The following is a 22,508-nucleotide window of genomic DNA, read 5'->3' on the forward strand; positions in this document are numbered from 1 at the left end:
TTTTGAATGAGGAGAATTGGGGAGAGACGCATCGCTGCTTAGGACGGTTTGCTGTGGCATATGTGTATAGGCACGTGCATAGCATACTTGTTCGATTCCATATCATAAGTGAAGCGCAAGCTTGCAGCCGTATGCACACTATCCTCTCTGGGTTACCCAGGGAGGTTTTTTTATGACTAACAACCATATAGCACAATTCAAACATAAATCGGGCCATCTTGTATTGGAAGCCCACCAATTGGCAGCCTATGTAGCTGATCGCCGCTTGTTCCGCACGGACGGTTCTCTTCGCATTTATGCAGGAGATCGAATCGGACTTATTGGCGCCAACGGAGTCGGGAAGACAACATTGCAGCGTATATTGGCTGGCATGGTAGAGCCAGATGAAGGAAACGTAGTCTGCAATGTAGTAACATCTTTCGTGCCACAACTAGATGATGTGCGGGAGGAAGAAGCAGAGGAAGTAACATTAAGTGGCGGCGAACGGACGAAGCGTCGATTGAATGAGGCCATGAACGCAGGTGCAGGACTGTTGATGCTCGATGAACCGACAAGCCATTTGGATGTGGAAGGAATGGAGTGGCTTGAGGATCGAATGATCGAATATTCCAGGACAGGCGCGTTATTGTTCATTTCACATGACCGAACGCTGCTCAATCATGTGGCAACGAGAATCTGGGAAGTGGAGAACGAACAGATTCATGTCTTTACTGGCGGATATGAGGATTATCGCAGGGAAAAGGAACGACTGCGGCTGGAGCACCAACGCTCGTATGACAATTATGTCGCGGAGAGAGGCCGATTGCAGGAAGCGATTGTAGAGAAGAAAGAACATGCAAGTAAGGTCGGCAAGCCTAAAAAAGGATTGACCAGTAAGGAAATGAGGCTTGCGCGTCCACACTTCAATCGCAAGCAGGCGAAGGTAGAGAAGACGGTTAAGGCGATAGAGAAGCGTCTTGATCAGCTGGAGGTCGTGGAAAAGCCATTTGAGCAGGTGCAGGTGTTGTTCAATGCGGAATGCCATGCCCCGATTCGCAGCAAGCAGGCTGTGGAGGTTCAAGGGCTTGCGCTACGTGCAGGCGACCGTGAGTTGTTACAGAGCAGTTCCTTCAGCATTCGGCCGAATATGCGTGTCGCCTTAGTCGGTTCGAATGGAGCTGGGAAGACAACCTTACTCCGTCGATTGGTGGAGGCCTATGAGCTGAGATCTGCAGGAGATCGAGATGTGACGATGGGGGAAGGACGAATTCGCTTCTCTCCTAGTGCGCGAATGGCATATTTCGATCAGAAGCTGTATGCCTTAGATCTGCAGGCCAGTGTACTGGACAATGTATTGAAGTCGAGCGTCTATGATCAGACGATGGTGCGGACGGTATTGGCTCGGCTTAGACTGCGCCGGGATGAGGCGTTGAAGCCGGTATGGCAGCTAAGTGGGGGCGAGAAGGTGAAGACACAGCTCGCCAAACTGTTCATGAGCGAAGCAAATATGCTGCTGCTTGATGAGCCGACGAACTATTTGGATATCGACACGCGTGAGGAGCTGGAGCGTGTACTGCTTGAGTATCCGGGGACGATCCTGTTCGCGACGCATGATCGCATGCTGCTGAATCGAACGGCTACCCATACGATTGTGTTCCGTGACGGCGAGCTGGAATGGATGACGATTGAAGCATTTCGTGAGCGACAGCGCCCTCGACCTGCTGAGGCAGGAGGCTCTTCAGAATTTGTACTTGCACAGGAAGCTCTAAAAAATGAACAATCGCTCACATCGATGTCGGCTGAGGAGCGATTGAAGCTGGATCTGGAATGGGCAGACTTGATTGGACGTTTGTCTGCTCCGCGCAAGGGAGACAACATCGAAGAGTTGGAGCGGCAATATACGGAGCTGCTTAAGCGGCGCAAGCAGCAATAAGCAAGGAGCTTAACAATTCAGCGGAGCATACACAACCCCAACCGCCGCAGCATTTGCAAGGAGGTGCTGCGGTTTGTGTGTGCAAGGTAGGGGGCTTTACCTCGATCTATGAACACGTTATGATGGAACTATTATACATCTTGGATATTCATATACCACTTAACCCAATGTTTGGGCATATAAGGAGGAAGAAGCATGTTGTTGCAATTTCCAACACCTGATGTTGAACAATATTTTCAATCGACAGTCATCCGCCAGTTCACGGTGAGCCTGGACGAGACAAGGCTTATATTCAGCAGTAACTTGAATGGTCATAACAACTTGTGGGCCATAGATTTGAACCAAGACAAGCCATCTTTCCCATATCCATTAACTTATAACAATCAAGTAAGCAATTTTATCTCGATTGATCCGCAGCAGCGCCATATCCTCTGCAGCTTCGACAGAGACGGCGATGAGAACTATCATATGTATGCGCTTCCGACACAGGGAGGAAATCCGCTGCCGTTGCTTGAGGCAGATGAAAAAGATAAGTTCTATTTTGCACATTTGTCTGATGACGGGGAGCGTATCTATTATTGCACGAGCCGGAATAACCCGTCCTTTTTGAATGCTCGTGTATACAATCTCCGTACGAAGCAGGATGAACTGCTTATTGAGGGGCAGGGTGCTCTGCATCAGCTGGAGGCAGTAAGTCCGAGTGAGAAGCAGTTCGTGTATGCCAAATCTTACGGCAACACCTATCAAGTTTGCTACGTACGCACGGAAGAGGGGGATTTCCCTCTTATTCCTCAAGCTGGGGCGGATGAGGTGCATCTGAGCTTGAGTGCGGTCTTTGTCGATGAGGATACGGTCGCCTTCTTGACAGACTACAAGGCAGAGTTCGCTTATGTGGCTACCTACCATATTCCTACCCAGCAATATGCTGAATTGTGCCGAATTGAGCATGAGAGCGGCATGGAACTCAAGTGGCATAAGGATACACGGACGCTTTATCTCGTGACAGAGGTCGGAGTAGAGGATAGATTGTACCGTATTCCTCTTGATACAGGCACGCCAGAAGCAATCGAGATGCCGACGCCAATCTTGAACCAGCTTCACGTTGCTAAGTCGGGAGCCTTGTACATCCTTAATCGTGGTGCGGTTACACCGACCAATATCTATAAGCTGGAGGAAGGCACAGCTTGGGTTCAGCTTACGCAAAATATGCCGGTTGGTCTGACATCTGAGCAATTAGTTGATCCTGAGGTAGTGACCTATCCGTCCTTCGATGGGATGGAAATCGAGGCACTGCTGTTCCGTGCAAAGGATGAACTGGCGAACGGTTATACGATCTTTTGGCCGCATGGCGGGCCTCAGTCCGCGGAACGCCGCTTTTTCCGCAGTATGTTCCAATACTTCCTTGCACAAGGGTACCATGTATTCGCACCGAACTTCCGCGGCAGCACAGGCTATGGCAGCTCCTTCGTCAAGCTTGTCGAAGGCGACTGGGGTGAAGGGCCGCGTCTCGATTGTGTGGCAGGGATGGAGTGGTTGTTCGAGCAGGGCATCTCTTCGAAAGAGCGCCTCTTCGTGGTAGGTGGCAGCTATGGAGGTTATATGACGCTTCTGCTTGCTGGAAGACATGCCGATTACTTCCGAGCTGCTGTCGATATTTTCGGTGTCAGCAACTTATTCACGTTCTATCATTCCGTACCGGATCATTGGAAGCCTATTATGAAGCAATGGGTAGGGGATCCGGAACAGGATAAGGAACGCTTCATCACGGATTCTCCGATTACGTACTTGGAGAGCATGACGAATCCGATGCTGGTTATTCAAGGGGCGAATGATCCTCGCGTTGTGAAGGAAGAGTCTGATCAGATTGTTGAGAAACTTCGCCAGCTTGGGCGCGAGGTGGAATATATTGTACTGGATGATGAAGGACATGGATTCTCTAAGAAAGAGAATGAGATGCGTGTCTATCGAGGCATCGTCGAATTCCTGAAGCGACATCATGAACAAGAAGCGGTGTCAGCAGTTGCGGCAGAACATGTCGATTAGCAGAACGTGAATAGCGGTCATTGCCATCTATTAAAACGGATGGATCACATCAATGTGCAGCGTACAAGAAATGAGGTAAGAAGCAAGTGACGCAGGAGGAAGTATTAACAGGCGGCAATGTGAATCATATTGTGCGCATGGCGAACACGGTTCGCCGCCCCACAGGCTATTGGAGTCCGTTTGTACATGAACTGCTGCTACATTTGGAGCAGCAAGGTTTTGAGGGGGCGCCTAGATTTCTCGGAATCGATGACTCTGATCGTGAAATCTTGTCATTTATTTCTGGAGAAGCTCCAGGGAACAACTACCCTGACCTTGAACCATACATGTGGTCGGGCGAGACGCTTGTAGGCTTGGCGCGTCTTCAGCGCCGGTTCCATGATGCGACAGAAGGGTTCGCTTTCCTAAGAGGGGGAAAATGGCAGCTTAGCTATCCTGATGAAGGCGAGCATGAAGTAATCTGTCATAATGATGCTGCATTGTATAATGTAGTCTTTCAACAAGAGGCGCCTGTGGCGCTAATTGATTTTGACATGGCCGGCCCTGGTCCGCGTATGTGGGACATTGCGTATTCTCTATACACATCGGTTCCGCTTTCCAGTTTCGCACCGGATCATAGTGTTGGTAATACAGTAGCATACCGAGCAGATATGCACGCTGTAGAGCGCCGTCGGCGAATTCATTTGTTTTTTGAAGCGTATGGTATTCCGGTGCCTAACGATTTGCGGCGGTGGATTATTGAGCGTTTGACTGCGCTGTGCCATACATTGAGAACGGGTGCCGCTGATGGAAATCCTGCCTTTCAAAAAATGGTGGAAGAAGGACATTTAGCGCATTATGAAAGCGAAATTCAGTTTGTATCTGATCATTTCGATGAGTGGATATCGGATTGAATAAAGTATTACACAATTCAGGAGCGTTCATTGAAAGCGATCGATCGCCTTGTAGCGTGATTTTGTTTGAGCAGACAATCATAAATCATGAATAGAATATATTCATATTTCGACCTGCGCAGATGAGCATATAAATTGCTCTCTGCGCTTTTTTTGATGCTGTTTGCGATCGGTATAGCGTGTCTTTTTTACCACGATTTTGTCGGACGAGCGAACCCCATTTATGTTACAATAGGTGGACTGATAAGAGCGGAAGGAGAGAAAGATACGACGATGCGGATGTCGAATATGCACCATTTTACAGAACATCATCGTTATGTGACTTACCGAGAATTTAGCTTAAGCGAGTTGGATCAGAAGATGCTGTCCCATGTGTATCAGCCAATGGTGGGGGCATTTGCGATCGGCATGTATCAGCTTCTCTGCCAGCATGTAGCACCGGACAAGACGGGGTATTCCGCTATAGATGCGCAGCGCCGGTTGTTCCTGCTTCTTGGATTGGAGCCAAGTGAGAAGGGGCGTACGTATTTCATAGAGCAAGCCTCCAAGCTTGAAGCTGTAGGTTTGTTGAACACGTCAAGAGTGATGCTGCCAGATATGGATGATTGTATGTATGAGTATGAGATGCAGTGTCCGCTGTCTCCGAAGGAATTTTTCGAGACACAGCATTTGACGCTTCTCTTACGGGATAAGGTCGGCAAATATGCGGTGCTATCCTTGCGCCAGCAGTTTACGACGGATGATCCCTATGAAGGAGTCGCCTCCAATATGCAGCGGGAGAACATATCTGTTCCTTTCTATGAACTGTTCCGACTAAATACGCATGTCATTGATTTCGAGCTGGAACAGGCGCTCCAGGAAGTAGCCCCGAGCCGAACGACAATTTCAGATTCCGATCCAGAATCCGTTGACATCAATTATGCAGATATTATTATGCGGTTCCCGAAGCAATCCTATAATCGGAAGTTCGTAGAACAACTTCGATACAATAAAGAAAGTATGGGCACAATTAATTACGTTGTCCGCAAGTTCGAGCTGACTCTTCAGGAACTGTGCCGCTTGCTGGATGAAGACGGTGTCTTCTCGCAGGATGGGGTAGTTGCACTGGAGGAACTTCAGCACCGGGCCCACCTTCACTTCCGTCAGAACAAGCGAAGAAGCGAACATCGCGAGCGAGTGCAGCATCGGATTGAGCAGAAGGATCAAGTGAAGGAAGATCATGAAGAGGAAGTCGCGGTGCAAATGGAATTCTATGTAGAAGTGCCGCCGCAATTCCGTGATAAATGCGATATTCATCAATACAATATGCTGCTTCGCAATACACCGTATACGCAGCTGCTTGAGAAGTTCTTCCCGGGTGCTGTTCCGGACTCATTCCTTGATATGTTTACCAAGATGGACTTGAATTATAAGATGCCTGATGAGGTTATCAATGTTCTTATTCATTATTTGATGACGATGCTGGTAAGCGGATCGGAGCACAGATTGAACCGGAACTTCGTTGAGGCGATTGTGTCCAATATGCTGGTCAAGCAGATTCGTACGTATGAACAAGCAGTTACGTATACGCGTGAGCAGACGCAGGTGAATGGAGCAGGCCGAACACAAGCCTCTCGTGCAGATGCAAGCAGACAGCCTCGTTCGCGTGGCCGCTATAATAACAAAGCAGCCAAGCCTTCGATTCCGGTCGTGCAGCCTAGTGGAGCGGGAGCTGGATCAGGGTTGTCACCCGAGGAGTTGGAGCGCGCACGTGAGTTAGCGCGACGTTTGGACGAAGGGCGCGTATAATAGAGCTAGATCAGAATGGAGGTGCGAAGTATGGAATCAATCGGAGATATATTGAAGCAATTGCCGGTTAATGCCCGCAGAGCTCATGCGGAACAAAAAATTGAAAAGCTGCTTACTGATCCGCAGATCATGCAATTTCGCTCCAAGTATCCAGAGCTGACGGAACGCGACCTTCGCATCAATATGAACAAGCTGTATCAGTATGTAACGGAATATGATCATTGTTCCCATTGTCCGGGCTTGGATCAATGCCCAAATGACTTCCATGGACATTACACGATGTTGAGCGCTGACAACTTGAATGGGCACAATTATATCTATGATCGGAAGGTGCCCTGCAAGAAGCTGCTGGCAAGTGAACGCCAGCAGGCGATTCATAATCGAGTACGCTCCTTCTATGTGGACGAGACTGCATTGAAGCGGGGGTATTCGGCATCTGAAATACTTGAGAATGATATTGAACGGACGCCTGCTGTTTTAAGCATCATTGAATATATTGAGAAGACGAAGAGCGAAGGCTTAATGTCAGAGGGATTGTATCTCGTAGGATCGTTCGGAACCGGCAAGACCTTCTTGATGAGCTATGTATTGTATGAGCTTGCCCGTGCCAACTATACGGGGGTTATCGTGTATATGCCTGAGTTCGTAGAAGAGCTCAAGTCGATGTTCCAGGAGCCGCAAAGGCTGCGGGAGACCATTGAGATGATGAAGGAAACCGATCTGCTCGTGTTCGATGATATTGGTGCTGAGAATATAACGCCATGGGTTCGGGATCATGTGCTTGGCTCGATCTTGAATTATCGGATGAACCGCAAACCTACGTTCTATACGTCGAATTATGATATGGAAGCCTTGCAGAAGCACTTTAGCTTCACGCGTGAAGGTGAGGATGTCCATAAGGCCGAGCGACTGATGAATCGGATCGCTCCATTTGTCAAAGAGGTGCACGTACAAGGTCGGAACAAGCGTGGAAAGTAAAGTTGAATATCCAATGAGTGTTGTATACGAGCCTTGTTTCAGTGGCTCCATACAAATTACAATAAAGCCCGGTCGCATCTAGTGCGAACCGGGCTTATTTCACGAGCTGTGGATACCACTGTGGTGCGTTCCACGAAGGGAACGCACCGTAGCCAGGGTTAGGAGATGATGAACTTCACGATAACCATGCCGAAGAAGACAACCGTCATAAATCCGGCCATTGCACCGAACCCGAACATCAGATCGGAGAAATCGTTGCGCGGTTCCTCGTTCACATGCTCACGCGGATCAATTGCTCTCGCTTCCATCAAGGGGCCTCCTATCTTACATGTCTGTTGCAATGACGTATGTCATGGCAGTGACAGGTATTTTCACCCAATTTCTTATCGTTTTTAGTATACCGAACTGCGTCGTTACTGTAAAGACAGCGCTCTCTTAGGATGTGACAAATTGGATGCAAAAATGAGGTGCGAATTTCACATAAAACCTTGAACTGTGGTATACTTTACATGTTGACTCAAATTGTAAGCTTCTCACATAAAGGAGGAACCAAATATGGCTATCGTTAACGTATCCGACCAAACGTTCAAGACTGAAGTTGAAGGTCAGCAAGGCGTTGTATTGGTCGATTTTTGGGCGCCATGGTGCGGCCCTTGTAAAATGCTTGCTCCTATTCTTGATGAATTGGAAAGCGAAGTAAACGGTCAAGCGACTGTTGCAAAAGTAAACGTGGATGAGAATCCTGAATCCGCATCTCGCTTTGGCGTAATGAGCATCCCTACAATCATCGTGTTCAAGGACGGCCAACCTGTTGATAAGGTTGTAGGCTTGAACTCCAAGGATGCATTGAAGAACTTGATCAGCAAGCATCAATAATCGAGATTGTCCACAGAGGACAACCTATAGAAGGTCTGTTCTGTTGCGGAACAGCTTGAATGAGCTTGATGTGGTCGAAGCGCAAGCTATAGATTGCCAGCCCTTCCCGTTGTGGGAGGGCTTTTTCTTATGTCTCCGCTCGTATACAATAGGATCATATATTCGTATTATAGAAGAAAGGGGGAGGACGATGAGCGAAATAGACAACAACCAATCCAATTGGCGGGCAGTTCGCTGGAAGGAGCGTTGGAACGAACGTTATTCTACGGACGAGCAGCAGGAGCTGTCGCCAGAGGAACTTGCAGAACGGGAACAGGCATTGGAACGAATACGCAATAAGCTGGCTTTGCTTCCTGATTCGCCAGGATGCTATCTTATGAAGAACCATGAGGGAACCATTATTTATGTCGGTAAGGCCAAAGTGTTGAAGAACCGAGTGCGTTCTTATTTCAATGGCAGCCATGATGGCAAGACACAGCGGCTGGTCTCGGAAATTCGCGACTTTGAATATATCGTCACTTCCAGTAACATGGAAGCCCTCATTTTGGAATGTAATCTAATTAAGCAGCATCATCCTAGATATAATGTGCTGCTCAAGGATGATAAGACGTTCCCATATATTAAAATTACGAATGAACGCCATCCACGGCTTGAGGTTACACGTCGTGTGCTGAAGGACAAAGCGAAGTATTTCGGCCCATACCCGAACTCCTTCGCTGCAACGCAGACGAAGAAGCTGCTTGATCGCTTATATCCGCTACGCAAGTGCAATACATTGCCGGATCGAGTGTGCTTGTACCACCATATTGGACAATGCCTTGCGCCTTGTGTATACGAGGTAACAGAGGCACAGTATGAAGAGATGGTGCAGGAAATCGCGAAGTTCTTAAGCGGTGGACATGAGGAGATTAAGAAGGAACTGCAGCGGAAGATGGAAGAAGCCGCTGAAGAGATGCAATTCGAGCGTGCTAAGGAATATCGGGATCAGTTGATCGCGATTCGTGCCATTATGGAAAAGCAGAACATTAATACGGCTGATCAGCTTGATCGCGACGTATTTGGCTTTGCCGTAGATAAAGGCTGGATGTGCGTTCAAATTCTATATGTTCGACAAGGCAAAATGATCGAACGGCATGCAACCAAATTCCCATTCTATGGGGAACCTTATGCAGACTTCATGTCGTTCGTTACCCAATTTTATAGTGAGAATCCTGCGCTGCCGAAGGAAATACTGCTCCCTAATTCGGATCGCCTTGGACTATTCACTCGCGAGGAAGATGGAGGAGAGAAGGACGCGGGCAGCGTAGATCCTGATGCTGATGAGCATGCACAAGATGCTGCAATTCAGGATGAGCATGAGCCTACGCAGGCGGAGTCTATCGATGAGGAAGCGGATGGCGGCTCGGATGGCAGTATAGCGGGTGCCGAGGAGCTTCAGCAGTGGCTGAACGTCAAAGTGCACATTCCGAAGCGCGGGCTGAAGAAGCAGATGATTTCGATGGCGATGGAAAATGCGCGTGTTGCGCTCGATGAGAAGTTCAAGATGCAGGAACGCAATGAGGATCGTACGTTGCGTGCTGCTGAACGACTCGGAGAAGCGCTTGGCATCGACAATGCCCGCCGTATTGAGGCTTTTGACAACTCGAATATTCAAGGCTCAGACCCGGTATCGGCTATGGTGGTCTTTATCGATGGCAAACCCGCGAAGAAAGAATACCGGAAGTACAAGGTACGCACAGTGCAAGGGCCGGATGATTATGAAACGATGCGCGAGGTCATCCGCAGACGGTATGAGCGGGTCTTGAAAGAACAGCTCGACATGCCTGATCTGATTATTGTGGACGGTGGGAAAGGCCAGATGTCCGCTGCCCTTGATGTGCTGGAGAATGAGCTTGGCTTGACGATACCAGTGTGCGGTCTCGTGAAGGACAATAAGCATAAGACAGCGCAATTGATGGCCGGTGATCCGCCTGAAATTGTGGCACTTGGACGAGACAGCCAAGAATTCTATATGCTACAGCGCATTCAGGAGGAAGTTCACCGCTTCGCAATCTCGTTCCATCGGGAGCGGCGTGCGAAGTCTATGGTCGCGTCAGCGCTCGATTCAATTCCAGGTATAGGCGAGAAGCGGCGCAAGCATCTGTTGAAGCATTTCGGATCATTGAAGAAGATTCGGGAAGCATCGATCGAACAATTGCGCGAGGCAGGGATCGGAGAGAAACTTGCTCAAACGATTCTGGATGCCTTGCGATCAGATAGTGCTCAGCTTACACCTGATGGACTCCTTGATACAGAGGATCAGCCGGATGGAAGCGAGCGTGAGCATGAACCGAACAATAGCGCCGATTAGCCTCGGTGGTATGTGCTGAATGCTCTAATAAGATCGACGATATAAGAAGTATGAAACATGACTGAGGCCTTGGCTCACTGGCTGCCTCAGTCATGTTTTTTTGTAGAGGGCTCTCCGAACGAAGCACCCACTGCGCATTATCTCTTATTCGCAGGCTTCATCCCCACGGCAAATACGGTAGAGCCTAATTTTTCATAGTATGGAACGAGTTCTTCTTCACAGAAAAACTGAAGATGCAGGTTTTGATTGCTGCACTGCTCCATTAGCAACCGACTGATTGCAGTCCCAATCCCTTGGCCTCGATAGTCTGGATGAACGCCCAGCCCACACAAGTACGCATTTATTATCCCATCTGAAATAATTCTTCCCGTGCCGATCAACTGCTCCTCATGATAGGCGTAAATAGCGCAGTAGCTTTGCTGCATCGCCTTTAGCAGCTTTTCTTGTGACAGCCCCAAATAAGTGTTCCATTGAAGATATTCATACAACTCATATATCTCCTCTGGTGTTGGAAGTTCCGATTCATATCGAATTTCCATAGTACAACCTACACTCCCTATCTCAACATAGCTAAATGATGCACTTCCCGCACGTTTCCCGCAAGTGATTCAAGTGTGATCTTGTTGATAGTGAAACATGAGTGAATTGATCTTCCTCATACCAATCTTCTTGCAATCGAACAAAAAGACGTCACTTAGCGAACAAATACACCCCCATACCTGGATGAGCGAGAGGATGTTCAAACAAAGTCCCCCCCAATGAGAAACAGCCTTCCGTGTAAAAACGCTTACATCTCATCTACAATGATACCTACGATGTGCCCATCAATTCGAGCTGTGCTATAGAAAGAGCCGATCATCCAGTCTCAACATTATCGTACGGCAGCGCCTGTTGCACTGCAACCTATGATGACGAACAACAAAGAAAGGAACGAAGCCCCTATGGAAATAAGAAAAAAACGATCGTTTTCGCTTCGCATGCATTCTGCCGTGCCTTATTTATTCATTCTGCCATGGATTATTGGCTTTCTCGCATTTACGCTCGGCCCACTCATTTTTTCTTTCATTATCAGCTTCTTTGATTGGCCAATTGTTGGGGAGAAGACGTTTGTCGGCTTGGATAACTTTATGAACATGTTCACGGATGATCCGTTATTCTGGACATCACTGACGGTTACGGTGAAGTTCGCCATTATATTTGTGCCCGTTAACATTCTAATTGCGCTTGGACTTGCGATACTGCTGAACCGCAACGTGCGGGGCAGTGGATTTTTCCGTACAGCGTTCTATGTACCTTCCGTTATTTCCGGTGTCGCGCTGGCGATGATTTGGTCGTGGGTGTACGACGGAGAATATGGAATTTTGAACTATGCCTTATCGCTGATTGGAGTAGAAGGGCCGAACTGGCTGAACGATCCGAAATGGTCTCTCGTAGCGATGGTGTTCGCCAGCCTGTGGGGACAGGGTTCCATGATGCTCATTTTCTTGGCGGGGCTTAAGAACATCCCTCGTGAGCTGTATGAGGCTTCCGCCATTGATGGTGCAGGGACGGTATCGCAATTTTTCCGGATTACGCTGCCTATGCTTAGTCCGACCATCTTATTTAACTTGATTACAACGATTATTTCTGCGTTCCAGCAGTTGACGCTCGCCTTGGTGTTAACGGGTGGAGGCCCGCTTAATTCCACGTATTTCTATGCGATGTATATGTACGAAAATGCCTTCAAATATTCCAAGATGGGCTACGCTTCTGCGAATGCATGGTTCATGTTCGCGATTGTGCTTGTTCTGACGATGCTCGTGTTCCGCTCTTCGTCGGCATGGGTGTATTACGAAGGTGAAATGAAGGGCGGCAAAGGCTGAGGAGGGGGAGATTCTGATGAAAAAAATAATAACTTACGCACTGCTCATCTTTTTTACCGTGTTGTTCTTGGCGCCCTTCTATTGGATGCTCTCAACATCATTGAAGTCGCCCGAAGAATTGTTCTTGTTCCCACCGCAATGGATTCCGAGCACTTTGAATTTCGGCAACTTTGCAAAAGCATGGAATTCACAGCCGTTTGACGTGTTTTTACAAAATTCATTGATTGTATCGGTTATGTCACTTATTGGTCAGGTTGTATCCTCAGCACTGGTTGCTTATGGATTCGCCAGATTCCGGTTCAAGGGCAGCAAAGTATTATTTATTATTTTGCTAGCATCCATGATGATTCCTTGGGAAGTAACGATGATTCCGCTGTATATGGAGTTTAACGCACTTGGTTGGATCAATACGTTGAAGCCGTTGATTGTTCCTTCTTTCTTCGGCTCAGCATTCTATATTTTCCTGCTTCGTCAGTTCATTATGACGATTCCGCCGGAACTAGAGGAAGCAGCACGCATCGATGGCGCTAATCCGCTGCAATCGTTCATACGTCTCATTGTGCCGCTCATGGCTCCAGCATTGATTCTGGTTGCGGTGTTCAACTTCCTCGGCACATGGAACGACTATTTGGGTCCGCTCATTTTCTTGAACGATCAGAGCAAGTACACGCTGACGCTGGGCTTGTCGCAGTTCAAAGGGATGTATGAGGTGAAGATGGATGCGATTATGGCCGTAACGAGTATGATTTGCTTGCCGCCGCTTGCAATCTTCTTCGCAGCACAGCGTTATATCGTTACGGGAATTGCAACAACAGGCATGAAGGGCTAACAACTTGAGCACATAACGCAGATAACGGAGGGATTATGAATGACGCAGCAGATAGATGTATTTGGCCTGAAAGGCAAGACAGCGATCATTACAGGAGGAGCATCCGGTATTGGACGTGCTACGGCACAATGCTTGGCGCGCTTCGGAGCGAATGTAGTCATCGCTGATATTGGAGAAAAGCAAGGGCAGGAGACAGTCGAAGAGATTCGGAATGCTGGCGGAGAAGCACAGTTTGTGTCCTGCAATGTAACGAAGGCCGAAGACTGTGAGCGTGCAGCTCGCATGACGCAGGAATGGTATGGAGGCATTGATATTCTGTTTAATAATGCAGGCGTCATTCGCCGCAAGACGGTCGTTGAGCTGGAGGAACAGGATTGGGATTTGGTCATAGACGTCTCCCTGAAGGGGGCATACCTGCTGTCTAAATACGCGATTCCGGTAATGGCTGCTGGAGGAGGCGGTAGCATTATTAATACAGGTTCCGGATGGGGCTTGAAGGGCGGCGACCAAGCTGCGGCGTATTGTGCTGCGAAGGCAGGGGTTGTGAACTTGACCAAGGCGATGGCAATTGATTTCGGCAAGGACAATATTCGTGTCAACTGCGTATGTCCGGGCGATACAGATACGCCGCTGCTGCGTGAAGAGGCGGTTCAGCTTGCTGTTGAAGAAGGAGCATTCCTTGCTTCCTCTGCGGTAGGCAGACCTTTGGAGAGAATCGGCACACCGCAGGATATTGCGAACGCTGTATTGTTCTTGGCTAGTGATCTGTCCCAGTGGGTTAGCGGCAGTGTGTTGGTCGTGGATGGCGGAGGACTGGCGTAACACTTGATCTGAATAATGAAGGAGAGAGCATAGGTCATGAAGGAACGTCAATCGAATGTGCACCCTTATATTCCGAACACGGTTCCGAAAGTCAAAGCGCAGATGATGCAGGAGATAGGCATTGCGAATATCGACGAGCTGTATCGGGATATTCCGAAGCATTTGCGGATGCAGTCAGAGATGGAGCTACCACCTGCATTGAATGAATTCGAGCTGAAGCGTCATATTGAACGACTGCTTGCTGCGAATGTGAGTACTTCGCAGGCAACGAGTTTCTTGGGTGGAGGCTGCTGGCAGCACTTTGTGCCTGCTGTATGCGATGAGATCAATCAACGGTCGGAATTCGTGACAGCCTACGCGGGAGAGCCTTACGAGGATCATGGACGATTCCAGGCCTTGTTCGAATACCAGAGTCTTGTCGCTGAAATAGTTGATATGGATGTCGTCAACGTACCGACATTCGACTGGCCGCAGGCAGCTTCGACCGCACTGCGGATGGCTGCCCGAATGACAGGGCGTACAGAGGTACTCGTGCCGGAGATTCTCTGCCCTGATAAGCGCATGATTATTGAGAACTATTTGCATCCACAAATCCAAGTCATCACGGTTCAAGCCGAGTCGGATAGCGGGCTTCTGGATTTGAACGATTTGAAGAGCAAGCTGTCTGATCAGACAGCAGCTGTCTATATTGAAAATCCGAATTATTTCGGTGTCATTGAGCAGCAAGGCGAGGAAATTAGCCGCTTAGCTCATGAATATGGGGCCATCAGCGTAGTAGGCGTTGATCCGATATCACTAGGGGTTCTGACGCCGCCAAGCGGCTATGGCGCAGATATCGTATGTGGCGATTTGCAGCCGCTCGGTATTCGTATGAACTACGGCGGTGGTCAGTCAGGCTTTATCGCAACTCATGATGACGAGCGGTTCGTCATGGAATACCCATCCCGCCTGTTCGGCATTGTGCCGACCGTTGTAGAAGGCGAGTATGGCTTCGGTGACGTTGCCTATGAACGTACCTCCTTCGCACAGCGCGAGCAGGGCAAGGAGTCTGTAGGCACACAGACGGCACTATGGGGGATTACGGCAGGCGTATATTTGGCCCTGCTTGGCCCACATGGCATGCGCGAAGTTGGCGAGACGATTATGCAGAAATCCCGCTATGCAGCGAATGCATTGAACGCATTGCCTGGCGTAAATCTGCGTTATGCAAATTCCTTTTTCAAGGAGTTCGTCATTGACTTTACCGCAACAGGCCGGACGGTGAGTGAGATCAATGAATACTTGCTTACCAAGCACATCTTTGGCGGTCTGGATTTGTCCAGAACGTTCCCTGAACTTGGACAGAGCGCGTTGTTCTGTGTCACTGAGGTCATGTCGAAGGAACAGATCGATCATCTGGTGGAAGAGCTTCGAGCTGTACTGAGTACGGATGCTGAGCAGGACAATGGTTCGCTTGCAGGAGTAGCTGCAGCAGGGGTTTCGGAGACAGTGAATATGGCAGAGGGGGTGTGACAAGCGATGCAACAAATCGTTCGGAAGGATCGTACAGTCAGACAATTTCATCAAGCGAAATGGGATGAACCGGTAATATTTGAACTGCATCGAGAAGGAGAGCGCGGCGTTCTCGTTCCAGAAGCGGAGCAGGAGCTTGTCGAAGCTGTTGGTGACGTCGTATCAAGCATACCAGCCTCGATGCAGCGAGCCAGTGCGCCGCAGCTGCCTGAGATCGGTCAGGCCAAGGTGCTTCGCCATTACTTGCGCTTGTCGCAGGAGACACTCGGCAGTGATCTAAATGTAGAAATCGGTCAGGGAACCTGCACGATGAAATATATTCCGCGCGTCAATGAGCTGCTCGTTCGCAATCCGCAGCTGACGGAGCTGCATCCGTTGCAGGATGTAAGCACGGTACAGGGAATGCTGGAAATCACCTATCGACTGGATGAGGCGATGCGTGAGATTTCGGGCATGGACGCCTTCTCCTTCCAGCCTGGAAGCGGAACACAAGCATTGTTCGCAATGGCCTCCATCGTACGTGCGTATCATGAGGCGAATGGAGAAGGCGAGCAGCGCGATGAGATTATTACAACGATCTTCTCTCATCCTTCTCAAGCCGCAACCGCAGCGGTGAAGGGATATAAGATCATTACCCTGCATCCGGACGAGGATGGATTCCCGGATATTGAGAAGCTCAAGCAGGCGGTATCGAATCGAACAGCAGGCTTCGTGGTAGCGAATCCTGAAGATACAGGGATCTTTAATTCACGCATTAAAGAGTTCACGGACATTGTACATGCGGCAGGAGGCATTTGCTATTACGACCAAGCTAACGCGAACGGACTTCTTGGCATCGCTCGTGCGAAGGAAGCGGGATATGATATGTGCTTCTTCAATCTGCACAAGACGTTCGCGGCGCCTCATATGTGCGGTGGCCCTGCGGCAGGCGCTCTGGGCGTTACGGAGCAGCTAAAGCCATTTTTGCCCGGCCCAATTGTTGAACGTGTTGGCGAACAATTCGTGCTTCGCTCGAATCAAGAGCTGAGTATTGGCAAGGTCAGAAGCTTCCATGGCGTTGCGCAGACGATTGTTCGGGCGTACGCTTGGATTCGCAGCTTGGGGGCAAGAGGGCTGCGGGATGTTGCGGAAATTGCGGTATTGAACAATAACTATTTGTACCATAAAATATTACAGATTTCTGGCGCAAGCGCTCCATATGTCAAAGGTGGACGGCTTGAGCAGGTACGCTATAGCTGGGAGCAGCTGACGCGTGAGACAGGAGTAACGACCGAAGACATTCAGCGCAGAATGTGTGATTTCGGCTTGCATTACTGGACGAGTCATCATCCTTATATTGTACCTCAGCCATTCACCTTGGAACCAACGGAATCATACTCCAAGGATGACTTGGATGAATATATTCAAGCGTTAGCCCATATTGCAGAAGAAGCTCGCAGCGTACCGGAGATCGTCAAGTCAGCACCACATCACAGCACGGTACATCGGAATATCGAGGAATCGCTGGATGAACCGGCTGAATGGTGCATTACATGGCGAGCTTACTTGAAAAAGACGGGACAGGCGAATGGCCTGCCGGATAAGGAGTAAAGGATGTCGGCAATGATTACATTTGATATTCAGCACATTCCATTTAGCCGATTTGGATCTTTTCTGACGGTATCGCATTTGCCGCAGAATGGCAAGCGAGAGGAAGGCTTGTATTTGCGCACCGTTCGTGGTGGTGACGAGACGAGCGGTGCAGTATTCCGCCTAGAGCTGGTAGCTGGCGGCGAGGTTGTACCTTATTCGGTTCATAGCGCGCCATCCTCCTTAACCCTTATTGGAGAAGGTGGACAAGGGAGGGCAGAACTATGCCTGCCGGAGCCGGGAGCGATACGGATACGTGTGCGTGAAACGGGAATCCGTCTGACATTAGTTGCGGGTACTTATGATTATGTGCTTCCACGTCAGGATGGACGTTACGAGGTGAATCATTTTACTACGGAAATGCGCTTTATGTTGACTTCGCTTCAAGGGAAGCTTACGGTCGATGCTCCATGGGAACGTTCCAGATGCAAATATGCGGTGGTGGAATGCTTCCCAGGTGGGGATAATCAAGACAAAGCAGCTGAAGGAGAACTCATGCTTGAAGAGTATCGGATAGAGCCGCCATCCATTCGTCCATTCGAGTCGCTGGTTTCCTTTGACGAGGCTGCTGCCAGCGTGGAGCAGGAATTTGCTGTATGGCTCGATAAGAGTCTGCCTGCTGCCTTGGAAGAGTTGGAACAGGCGCGCATCTTGGCTGCATACATCACATGGTCCTGTGTGGTGCCTGAGGCCGGTCATTTGTCTCGTCCCGCGATGTACATGTCGAAAAATTGGATGACGAACATTTGGAGCTGGGATCATTGCTTTAATGCAATGGCGCTCGCGGCGAATCAGCCAGAGCTGGCTTGGGATCAGTTCATGATCATGTTCGACAAGCAGGATGAATCTGGTCAGCTTCCGGACTTCGTCAATGACAAGTACGCCTTGTGGAATTGCTGCAAGCCGCCTATCCATGGCTGGACGCTGCGCTGGATGATGGAGCGTAATGAGTGGTTCTGCCATGCCGATCGCTTGCGTGAAATCTATGGACCGCTTGCACGGTGGAGCAAATGGTGGATGAATTGCCGTGATGATGATCGGGACGGGATACCTCAGTACAATCATGGCAATGACAGCGGCTGGGATAATAGCACGATTTTCCGCAGTGTGGGACCTATTGAGAGTCCGGATTTATCTGCTTATTTAACTATCCAATTCGAGGTTCTTGCGGAGATTGCCGATCAATTGGGCAAGCCATACGAGGCGCAGGAATGGCGCAATGCTGCGGATAGCCTGCTCGGACGCATGCTGGAGCATTTCTGGCATGACGGCCAGTTCAGGGCGGTTCGTTCAGGCACACATGAGCCGGCGCAAGGAGACAGCTTGATTCCGTTTATGCCGATCTTACTAGGTGATCGTCTGCCGGAATCGGTGCGCCAAGCGCTTGTGAAGGCAGTTGCCGATGAAGAGCGGTTCTTCAGTCCGAATGGATTCGCCACAGAAAGCCTGAAAAGTCCGTTCTATGAACCGGACGGCTATTGGCTTGGGCCAATCTGGGCTCCAGTCATGATGCTGCTGATCGACGGATTGCAGCGCAGTGGGGAGCGGGGAGTGGCGCAAGAAGCAGCGACGCGATTCTGCCGCATGGCTGCTCGCAGCGGCATGGCAGAGAATTTTGATGCACAGACGGGGTGCGGACTTCGCGATCGGGCATTTACGTGGACGTCGAGTGTGTTCCTCATACTAGCGAATGAATATGTAATGCAGCCAGCTCAATAGACGAGGTGAAACAAGCTCCCTGCCGCTTAGCGCGTAAGGGAGCTGTTTTGTTATCTTTGTGATCTTCCCGCCTAATCGATGTCTCGATGAGGACAAATCGGTGCTTCCGTCTCCATTGTCAGATTAAAATTGGTTATGTTACACTTCTGATACATCAACGCTTCGCAGCATCATGACTAGTCCAATAAGCAACAGGGGATGATTCCTATCGCACCGCCACGTGAAACTTTTACTGGATTAACCCATGTGACACAATCGGGTGTCTTGCATCGGCTACAGCAATGGATGGCCAATATGCCGCCCAATCCGAGGCGAAGCCTTCGCTTAAAGCTCGTGCTGTTCTTCTTGGCAGCATCACTGCTTCCGCTCATGATTCAGGGCGTGCTATCCTATCAACAATCCTCACGCCTTCTGCAAGAGCAGTTCGGCAAATACGGTCAGAACAGTGTTAATCAGCTGCAGTATCAGCTGGATACGGAATTAAATCAGATGAGCATGATTGCGGGTTATATTTATTCATATTTGCTTAATCCATATAAGAGTGTCATCAATGCGGAGATTCCAAAGACGTATTCGCAAGTGCAGGATAAGAACAACATGGAAGATTTCTTGAAAGCGCTTAAAAGGCTGCATGATCGCGGGATATTCATAATTACGAAATCTGGATATTATTACGGGGACAGCATCTTGAATGTGGATGTTCTGGTTGAACAGCCATGGTGGAAGCGGATACCTGCCGATCATGCAGGAGAGTATTGGGCAGGATTCTACCCTCCACTGCATTATCGCGATGAGAAGGATACACCGGATCAGAAGCTGCTTGGCTTGGTTGTGCCGATCCGCAATCAGGCAGGGCCCTTGCAGGACAGCAAAATCCTTATTGAAATGAAGGCAGATAAGCTGATCGAACTGTTCCGTATGTTCGAACAGGATACGAAGTCGATTGTGACGGTGCAAAGTGCAAGTGGTCAGACGATCTATCACTCGCCGGGCAATTATACTGCGCAAGAAAATGATATCGTGTGGAAGCAGAACTTGAAAATAAATGATTGGACGATAGAAGCTAGACTGCCCTATGAATATTTTAATCAACCATCAAGTGTTATCAAGTCTTATACCTTACTTGGTTTAGGCTTGTCAGGCTTTCTCGCTCTTCTGCTCGCCTACTTGTTCTCCACTCGTGTAACGGGCAGGATTAAGCGGATCAAGGAATCGATGAACTCCGCAGGAGCTGGTCGCTTGAAGACACGAATCCAAGTTCAGGATGAGGATGAGCTGGGAACGCTTGCGAATAGCTTCAATAAGATGATCGGACAGATCGAAGAGCTTGTGAAGGAAATAGCGGCTAAGGAGCAGCTCAAGAAGGAAGCCGAATTGCGAGCATTTCATTATCAGATCAATCCCCATTTATTGTTCAATACGTTGAACTCCATACAGTGGAAGGCTAGGCTGCAGGGCAATGATGATATAAGGAAAATGCTCGCTCACTTAACGATCGTGTTAGAAGCCAACTTAGACGTGACGCGTGAACTGGTTCCGATATCGAAAGAGCTGGAGCTTATTGATCATTTTCTGCAAATCCAGCAGGTTCGTTATGAAGGTGAATTTATATATGAGTCTGAAATTGCTCCAAGTGCGCTGGCAGCAGTCATCCCGCGTATGAGCTTGCAGCCACTGTTTGAGAATATCTTTTTCTACGCCTTCGAGGATGGGTATGGCACAATTGCACTCCGCCTAGTAGATACAGGGTCAGAGCTGCATTTAACCTTATCGGACAATGGTAAAGGGATGAGCGAAGAGCGTCGAATCTCTCTGCTGCAAGCTCCGAAAGACCACAATCAGAGACATGGTCTCGGGATGTACAATGTGGATCAGAAGTTCAAGCTGCACTTTGGTTCCGAATATGGATTAAGCATCGAATCCCAGTTAGGAAGCGGTACAACGATTGCGATACGCTGGCCCAAAAAGGAGGAGGAATCCGATGACAGACAACCCTATTAAAGTACTGATCGCGGATGATGAGAGCATTGTTCGCAGAGGCTTGATGGCAACGGTAAATTGGAGCAGATTCAACATGGTAGTCGTAGCCGATGCCCCAAATGGTCAGAAGGCATGGGAAGCATTCCTTCTCCATGAGCCGGAGGTTGTCATTACAGATATCGTGATGCCGGAGATGGATGGAATTGAACTCGCCAAGCGAGTGAAGGAAAAGTCGCCGCATACTCGGGTCTTGCTGCTGAGCTGTCATCGAGATTTCGAATATGCACAAAAGGGAATGATGCTTGGGGCTTCCGGCTATTTGTTGAAAACGGCTTTCGAAGATGAGGAACTGGATTATTATCTTCAAAAGTTCGGGGAGGAGCTGGCTGGGAATTCGGAGTCTCCTCCAGCGGTTCGCACTGCAAATTCTAACGAAGAGGATGCACAGTGGAATGCGGCGTTCTATGCCTGGTTATGCGGCTTCCGCAACAACTTCCAAGGCGAGCTGAAGCTGCGCTGGGAGACGCAATGGTATTGGTTGAATGAACCTCATGAGATTATATTGGTTAAAATATTCGACAGTTCCGAGCAATCGCTCCCTGCCGCTATCAAATCATCCAACCGTGGAGGGGAGTACTGGAAGTATCTTGGCGATAAGCTGCTGCAAGAAACGGAAGGCCCGTGCGCCTATATTCCCTGCGGTGTAGAACGATGTTTCTATTTCTATCGTCCTACAGCTCGCCTGAAGGTGGAACGGCTGTTGAAAGAGAGCAAAGCATCTTGTCCGCAGCTGCATTGGAGCAGTCGTGGCCCGTTAAAGGGCATGGACGGCTGGCTGGAGGCGGTTCAGGAGCTGCACCGAGCGGCGGAGTTGGAACGCAAATTTGAGCTGCGAGTCAATTCATGGCCGGAAACGGTGATGCGATCGGTGCTCTTGGTAGCAGAGAATGTGAGTGAGCCTTGGTCCGTCAGTGATGTAGCACATCGAGTTGGATTGAGTCGAAGTCATTTCAGTACTTTATTTAAGAAGGTAACCGGAGAGAATTTTGTCTCCTTCTTATACCGTATGCGGCTTAAGACAGCGCAGGATTTGCTTCTGAATACAACGATGACGCTGCAGGATATCGCAGAACGGATCGGTATGGTGGATGGAAAATATGTTAGCAAATGGTTCAAACGCTGCTGTGGAATGACACCGAGTCAATACCGAAGCGGACAAAAGGGAGAACATTTTGCTCAAAAATGACGAGGGGCGTACGATATTACGCCCTTTCACCGAACAAAATCACCCCATATTCGGAACAATTCGCCGTTT

Annotated in this window: 17 protein-coding genes; 15 read left to right on the plus strand and 2 right to left on the minus strand. The window is 49.1% G+C overall.

All coding sequences use genetic code 11. The features are described from left to right. Nucleotides 1–172: 172 nt before the first annotated feature. The 5 genes from abc-f (at nucleotide 173) to dnaI (ending at nucleotide 7,614) form a co-directional block, all read left to right on the plus strand. The gene (abc-f, locus tag BP95_RS0127445; RefSeq protein ID WP_036667648.1) at nucleotides 173–1,912 is read left to right on the plus strand and encodes a ribosomal protection-like ABC-F family protein; all 1,740 of its coding nucleotides are present in this window, start codon (nucleotides 173–175) and stop codon (nucleotides 1,910–1,912) included. A 198-nt stretch (nucleotides 1,913–2,110) separates the two neighbouring features. Beyond that, the gene (locus BP95_RS31505) at nucleotides 2,111–3,955 is read left to right on the plus strand and encodes a S9 family peptidase (RefSeq protein ID WP_051249847.1); all 1,845 of its coding nucleotides are present in this window, start codon (nucleotides 2,111–2,113) and stop codon (nucleotides 3,953–3,955) included. Nucleotides 3,956–4,041: 86 nt separating this feature from the next. Then, nucleotides 4,042–4,848: a phosphotransferase gene (locus BP95_RS0127455; RefSeq protein ID WP_028533735.1), complete on the plus strand. Its 807-nt coding sequence runs from the start codon at nucleotides 4,042–4,044 to the stop codon at nucleotides 4,846–4,848. 273 nt (nucleotides 4,849–5,121) lie between these two features. Next, nucleotides 5,122–6,636 (plus strand): DnaD domain protein, encoded by a 1,515-nt coding sequence (locus BP95_RS0127460; RefSeq protein ID WP_021252646.1) that lies wholly within the window; start codon nucleotides 5,122–5,124, stop codon nucleotides 6,634–6,636. A gap of 30 nt (nucleotides 6,637–6,666) precedes the next feature. After that, nucleotides 6,667–7,614, plus strand: a complete 948-nt coding sequence (gene dnaI, locus BP95_RS0127465) for a primosomal protein DnaI (protein WP_021252647.1) — start codon at nucleotides 6,667–6,669, stop codon at nucleotides 7,612–7,614. Nucleotides 7,615–7,772: 158 nt separating this feature from the next. Here dnaI and BP95_RS33390 read toward each other — a convergent pair whose 3' ends face one another. Beyond that, entirely contained in the window at nucleotides 7,773–7,922 is a 150-nt protein-coding gene (locus BP95_RS33390; protein WP_005551050.1) for a hypothetical protein, read from the minus strand. 247 nt (nucleotides 7,923–8,169) lie between these two features. Between BP95_RS33390 and trxA the strand changes: the two genes are divergently transcribed. Together trxA and uvrC are read left to right on the plus strand one after the other, a co-directional pair. Continuing rightward, the gene (gene trxA, locus BP95_RS0127475; protein WP_005551049.1) at nucleotides 8,170–8,490 is read left to right on the plus strand and encodes a thioredoxin; all 321 of its coding nucleotides are present in this window, start codon (nucleotides 8,170–8,172) and stop codon (nucleotides 8,488–8,490) included. Between the two features lie 190 nt (nucleotides 8,491–8,680). Further along, entirely contained in the window at nucleotides 8,681–10,840 is a 2,160-nt protein-coding gene (uvrC, locus tag BP95_RS31510; RefSeq protein WP_051614208.1) for an excinuclease ABC subunit UvrC, read from the plus strand. A 137-nt stretch (nucleotides 10,841–10,977) separates the two neighbouring features. On the opposite strand, the gene BP95_RS0127485 is transcribed toward uvrC, so the two are convergent. Further along, nucleotides 10,978–11,379, minus strand: coding sequence for a GNAT family N-acetyltransferase (locus tag BP95_RS0127485; RefSeq protein ID WP_021252649.1), 402 nt, complete (start codon nucleotides 11,377–11,379; stop codon nucleotides 10,978–10,980). Between the two features lie 402 nt (nucleotides 11,380–11,781). Here BP95_RS0127485 and BP95_RS0127490 point away from each other — a divergent pair, with 402 nt between their 5' ends. The 8 genes from BP95_RS0127490 (at nucleotide 11,782) to BP95_RS0127525 (ending at nucleotide 22,439) form a co-directional block, all read left to right on the plus strand. Then, nucleotides 11,782–12,702, plus strand: coding sequence for a carbohydrate ABC transporter permease (locus tag BP95_RS0127490; protein ID WP_231515214.1), 921 nt, complete (start codon nucleotides 11,782–11,784; stop codon nucleotides 12,700–12,702). Nucleotides 12,703–12,718: 16 nt separating this feature from the next. Further along, nucleotides 12,719–13,531 (plus strand): carbohydrate ABC transporter permease, encoded by an 813-nt coding sequence (locus tag BP95_RS0127495; RefSeq protein ID WP_021252651.1) that lies wholly within the window; start codon nucleotides 12,719–12,721, stop codon nucleotides 13,529–13,531. Between the two features lie 39 nt (nucleotides 13,532–13,570). Beyond that, entirely contained in the window at nucleotides 13,571–14,353 is a 783-nt protein-coding gene (locus BP95_RS0127500; RefSeq protein ID WP_028533737.1) for an SDR family NAD(P)-dependent oxidoreductase, read from the plus strand. Between the two features lie 36 nt (nucleotides 14,354–14,389). Further along, the gene (gene gcvPA, locus BP95_RS0127505) at nucleotides 14,390–15,865 is read left to right on the plus strand and encodes an aminomethyl-transferring glycine dehydrogenase subunit GcvPA (RefSeq protein ID WP_028533738.1); all 1,476 of its coding nucleotides are present in this window, start codon (nucleotides 14,390–14,392) and stop codon (nucleotides 15,863–15,865) included. A gap of 6 nt (nucleotides 15,866–15,871) precedes the next feature. After that, a complete protein-coding gene (gene gcvPB, locus BP95_RS0127510; protein ID WP_028533739.1) occupies nucleotides 15,872–17,455 on the plus strand; it encodes an aminomethyl-transferring glycine dehydrogenase subunit GcvPB in 1,584 nt (527 codons plus the stop codon). A gap of 3 nt (nucleotides 17,456–17,458) precedes the next feature. Beyond that, entirely contained in the window at nucleotides 17,459–19,213 is a 1,755-nt protein-coding gene (locus BP95_RS0127515; protein WP_175460813.1) for an amylo-alpha-1,6-glucosidase, read from the plus strand. Between the two features lie 246 nt (nucleotides 19,214–19,459). Further along, nucleotides 19,460–21,214 (plus strand): cache domain-containing sensor histidine kinase, encoded by a 1,755-nt coding sequence (locus BP95_RS0127520; protein WP_231515215.1) that lies wholly within the window; start codon nucleotides 19,460–19,462, stop codon nucleotides 21,212–21,214. Continuing rightward, complete coding sequence (locus BP95_RS0127525) at nucleotides 21,195–22,439, plus strand: response regulator transcription factor (RefSeq protein WP_021252657.1); 1,245 nt, start codon at nucleotides 21,195–21,197, stop codon at nucleotides 22,437–22,439. The genes BP95_RS0127520 and BP95_RS0127525 overlap by 20 nt, the downstream gene beginning before the upstream one ends. The last annotated feature ends 69 nt before the right edge of the window (nucleotides 22,440–22,508 follow it).

This window comes from Paenibacillus sp. UNC217MF, from assembly GCF_000686865.1.
Classification (GTDB): domain Bacteria; phylum Bacillota; class Bacilli; order Paenibacillales; family Paenibacillaceae; genus Paenibacillus_B; species Paenibacillus_B suaedae.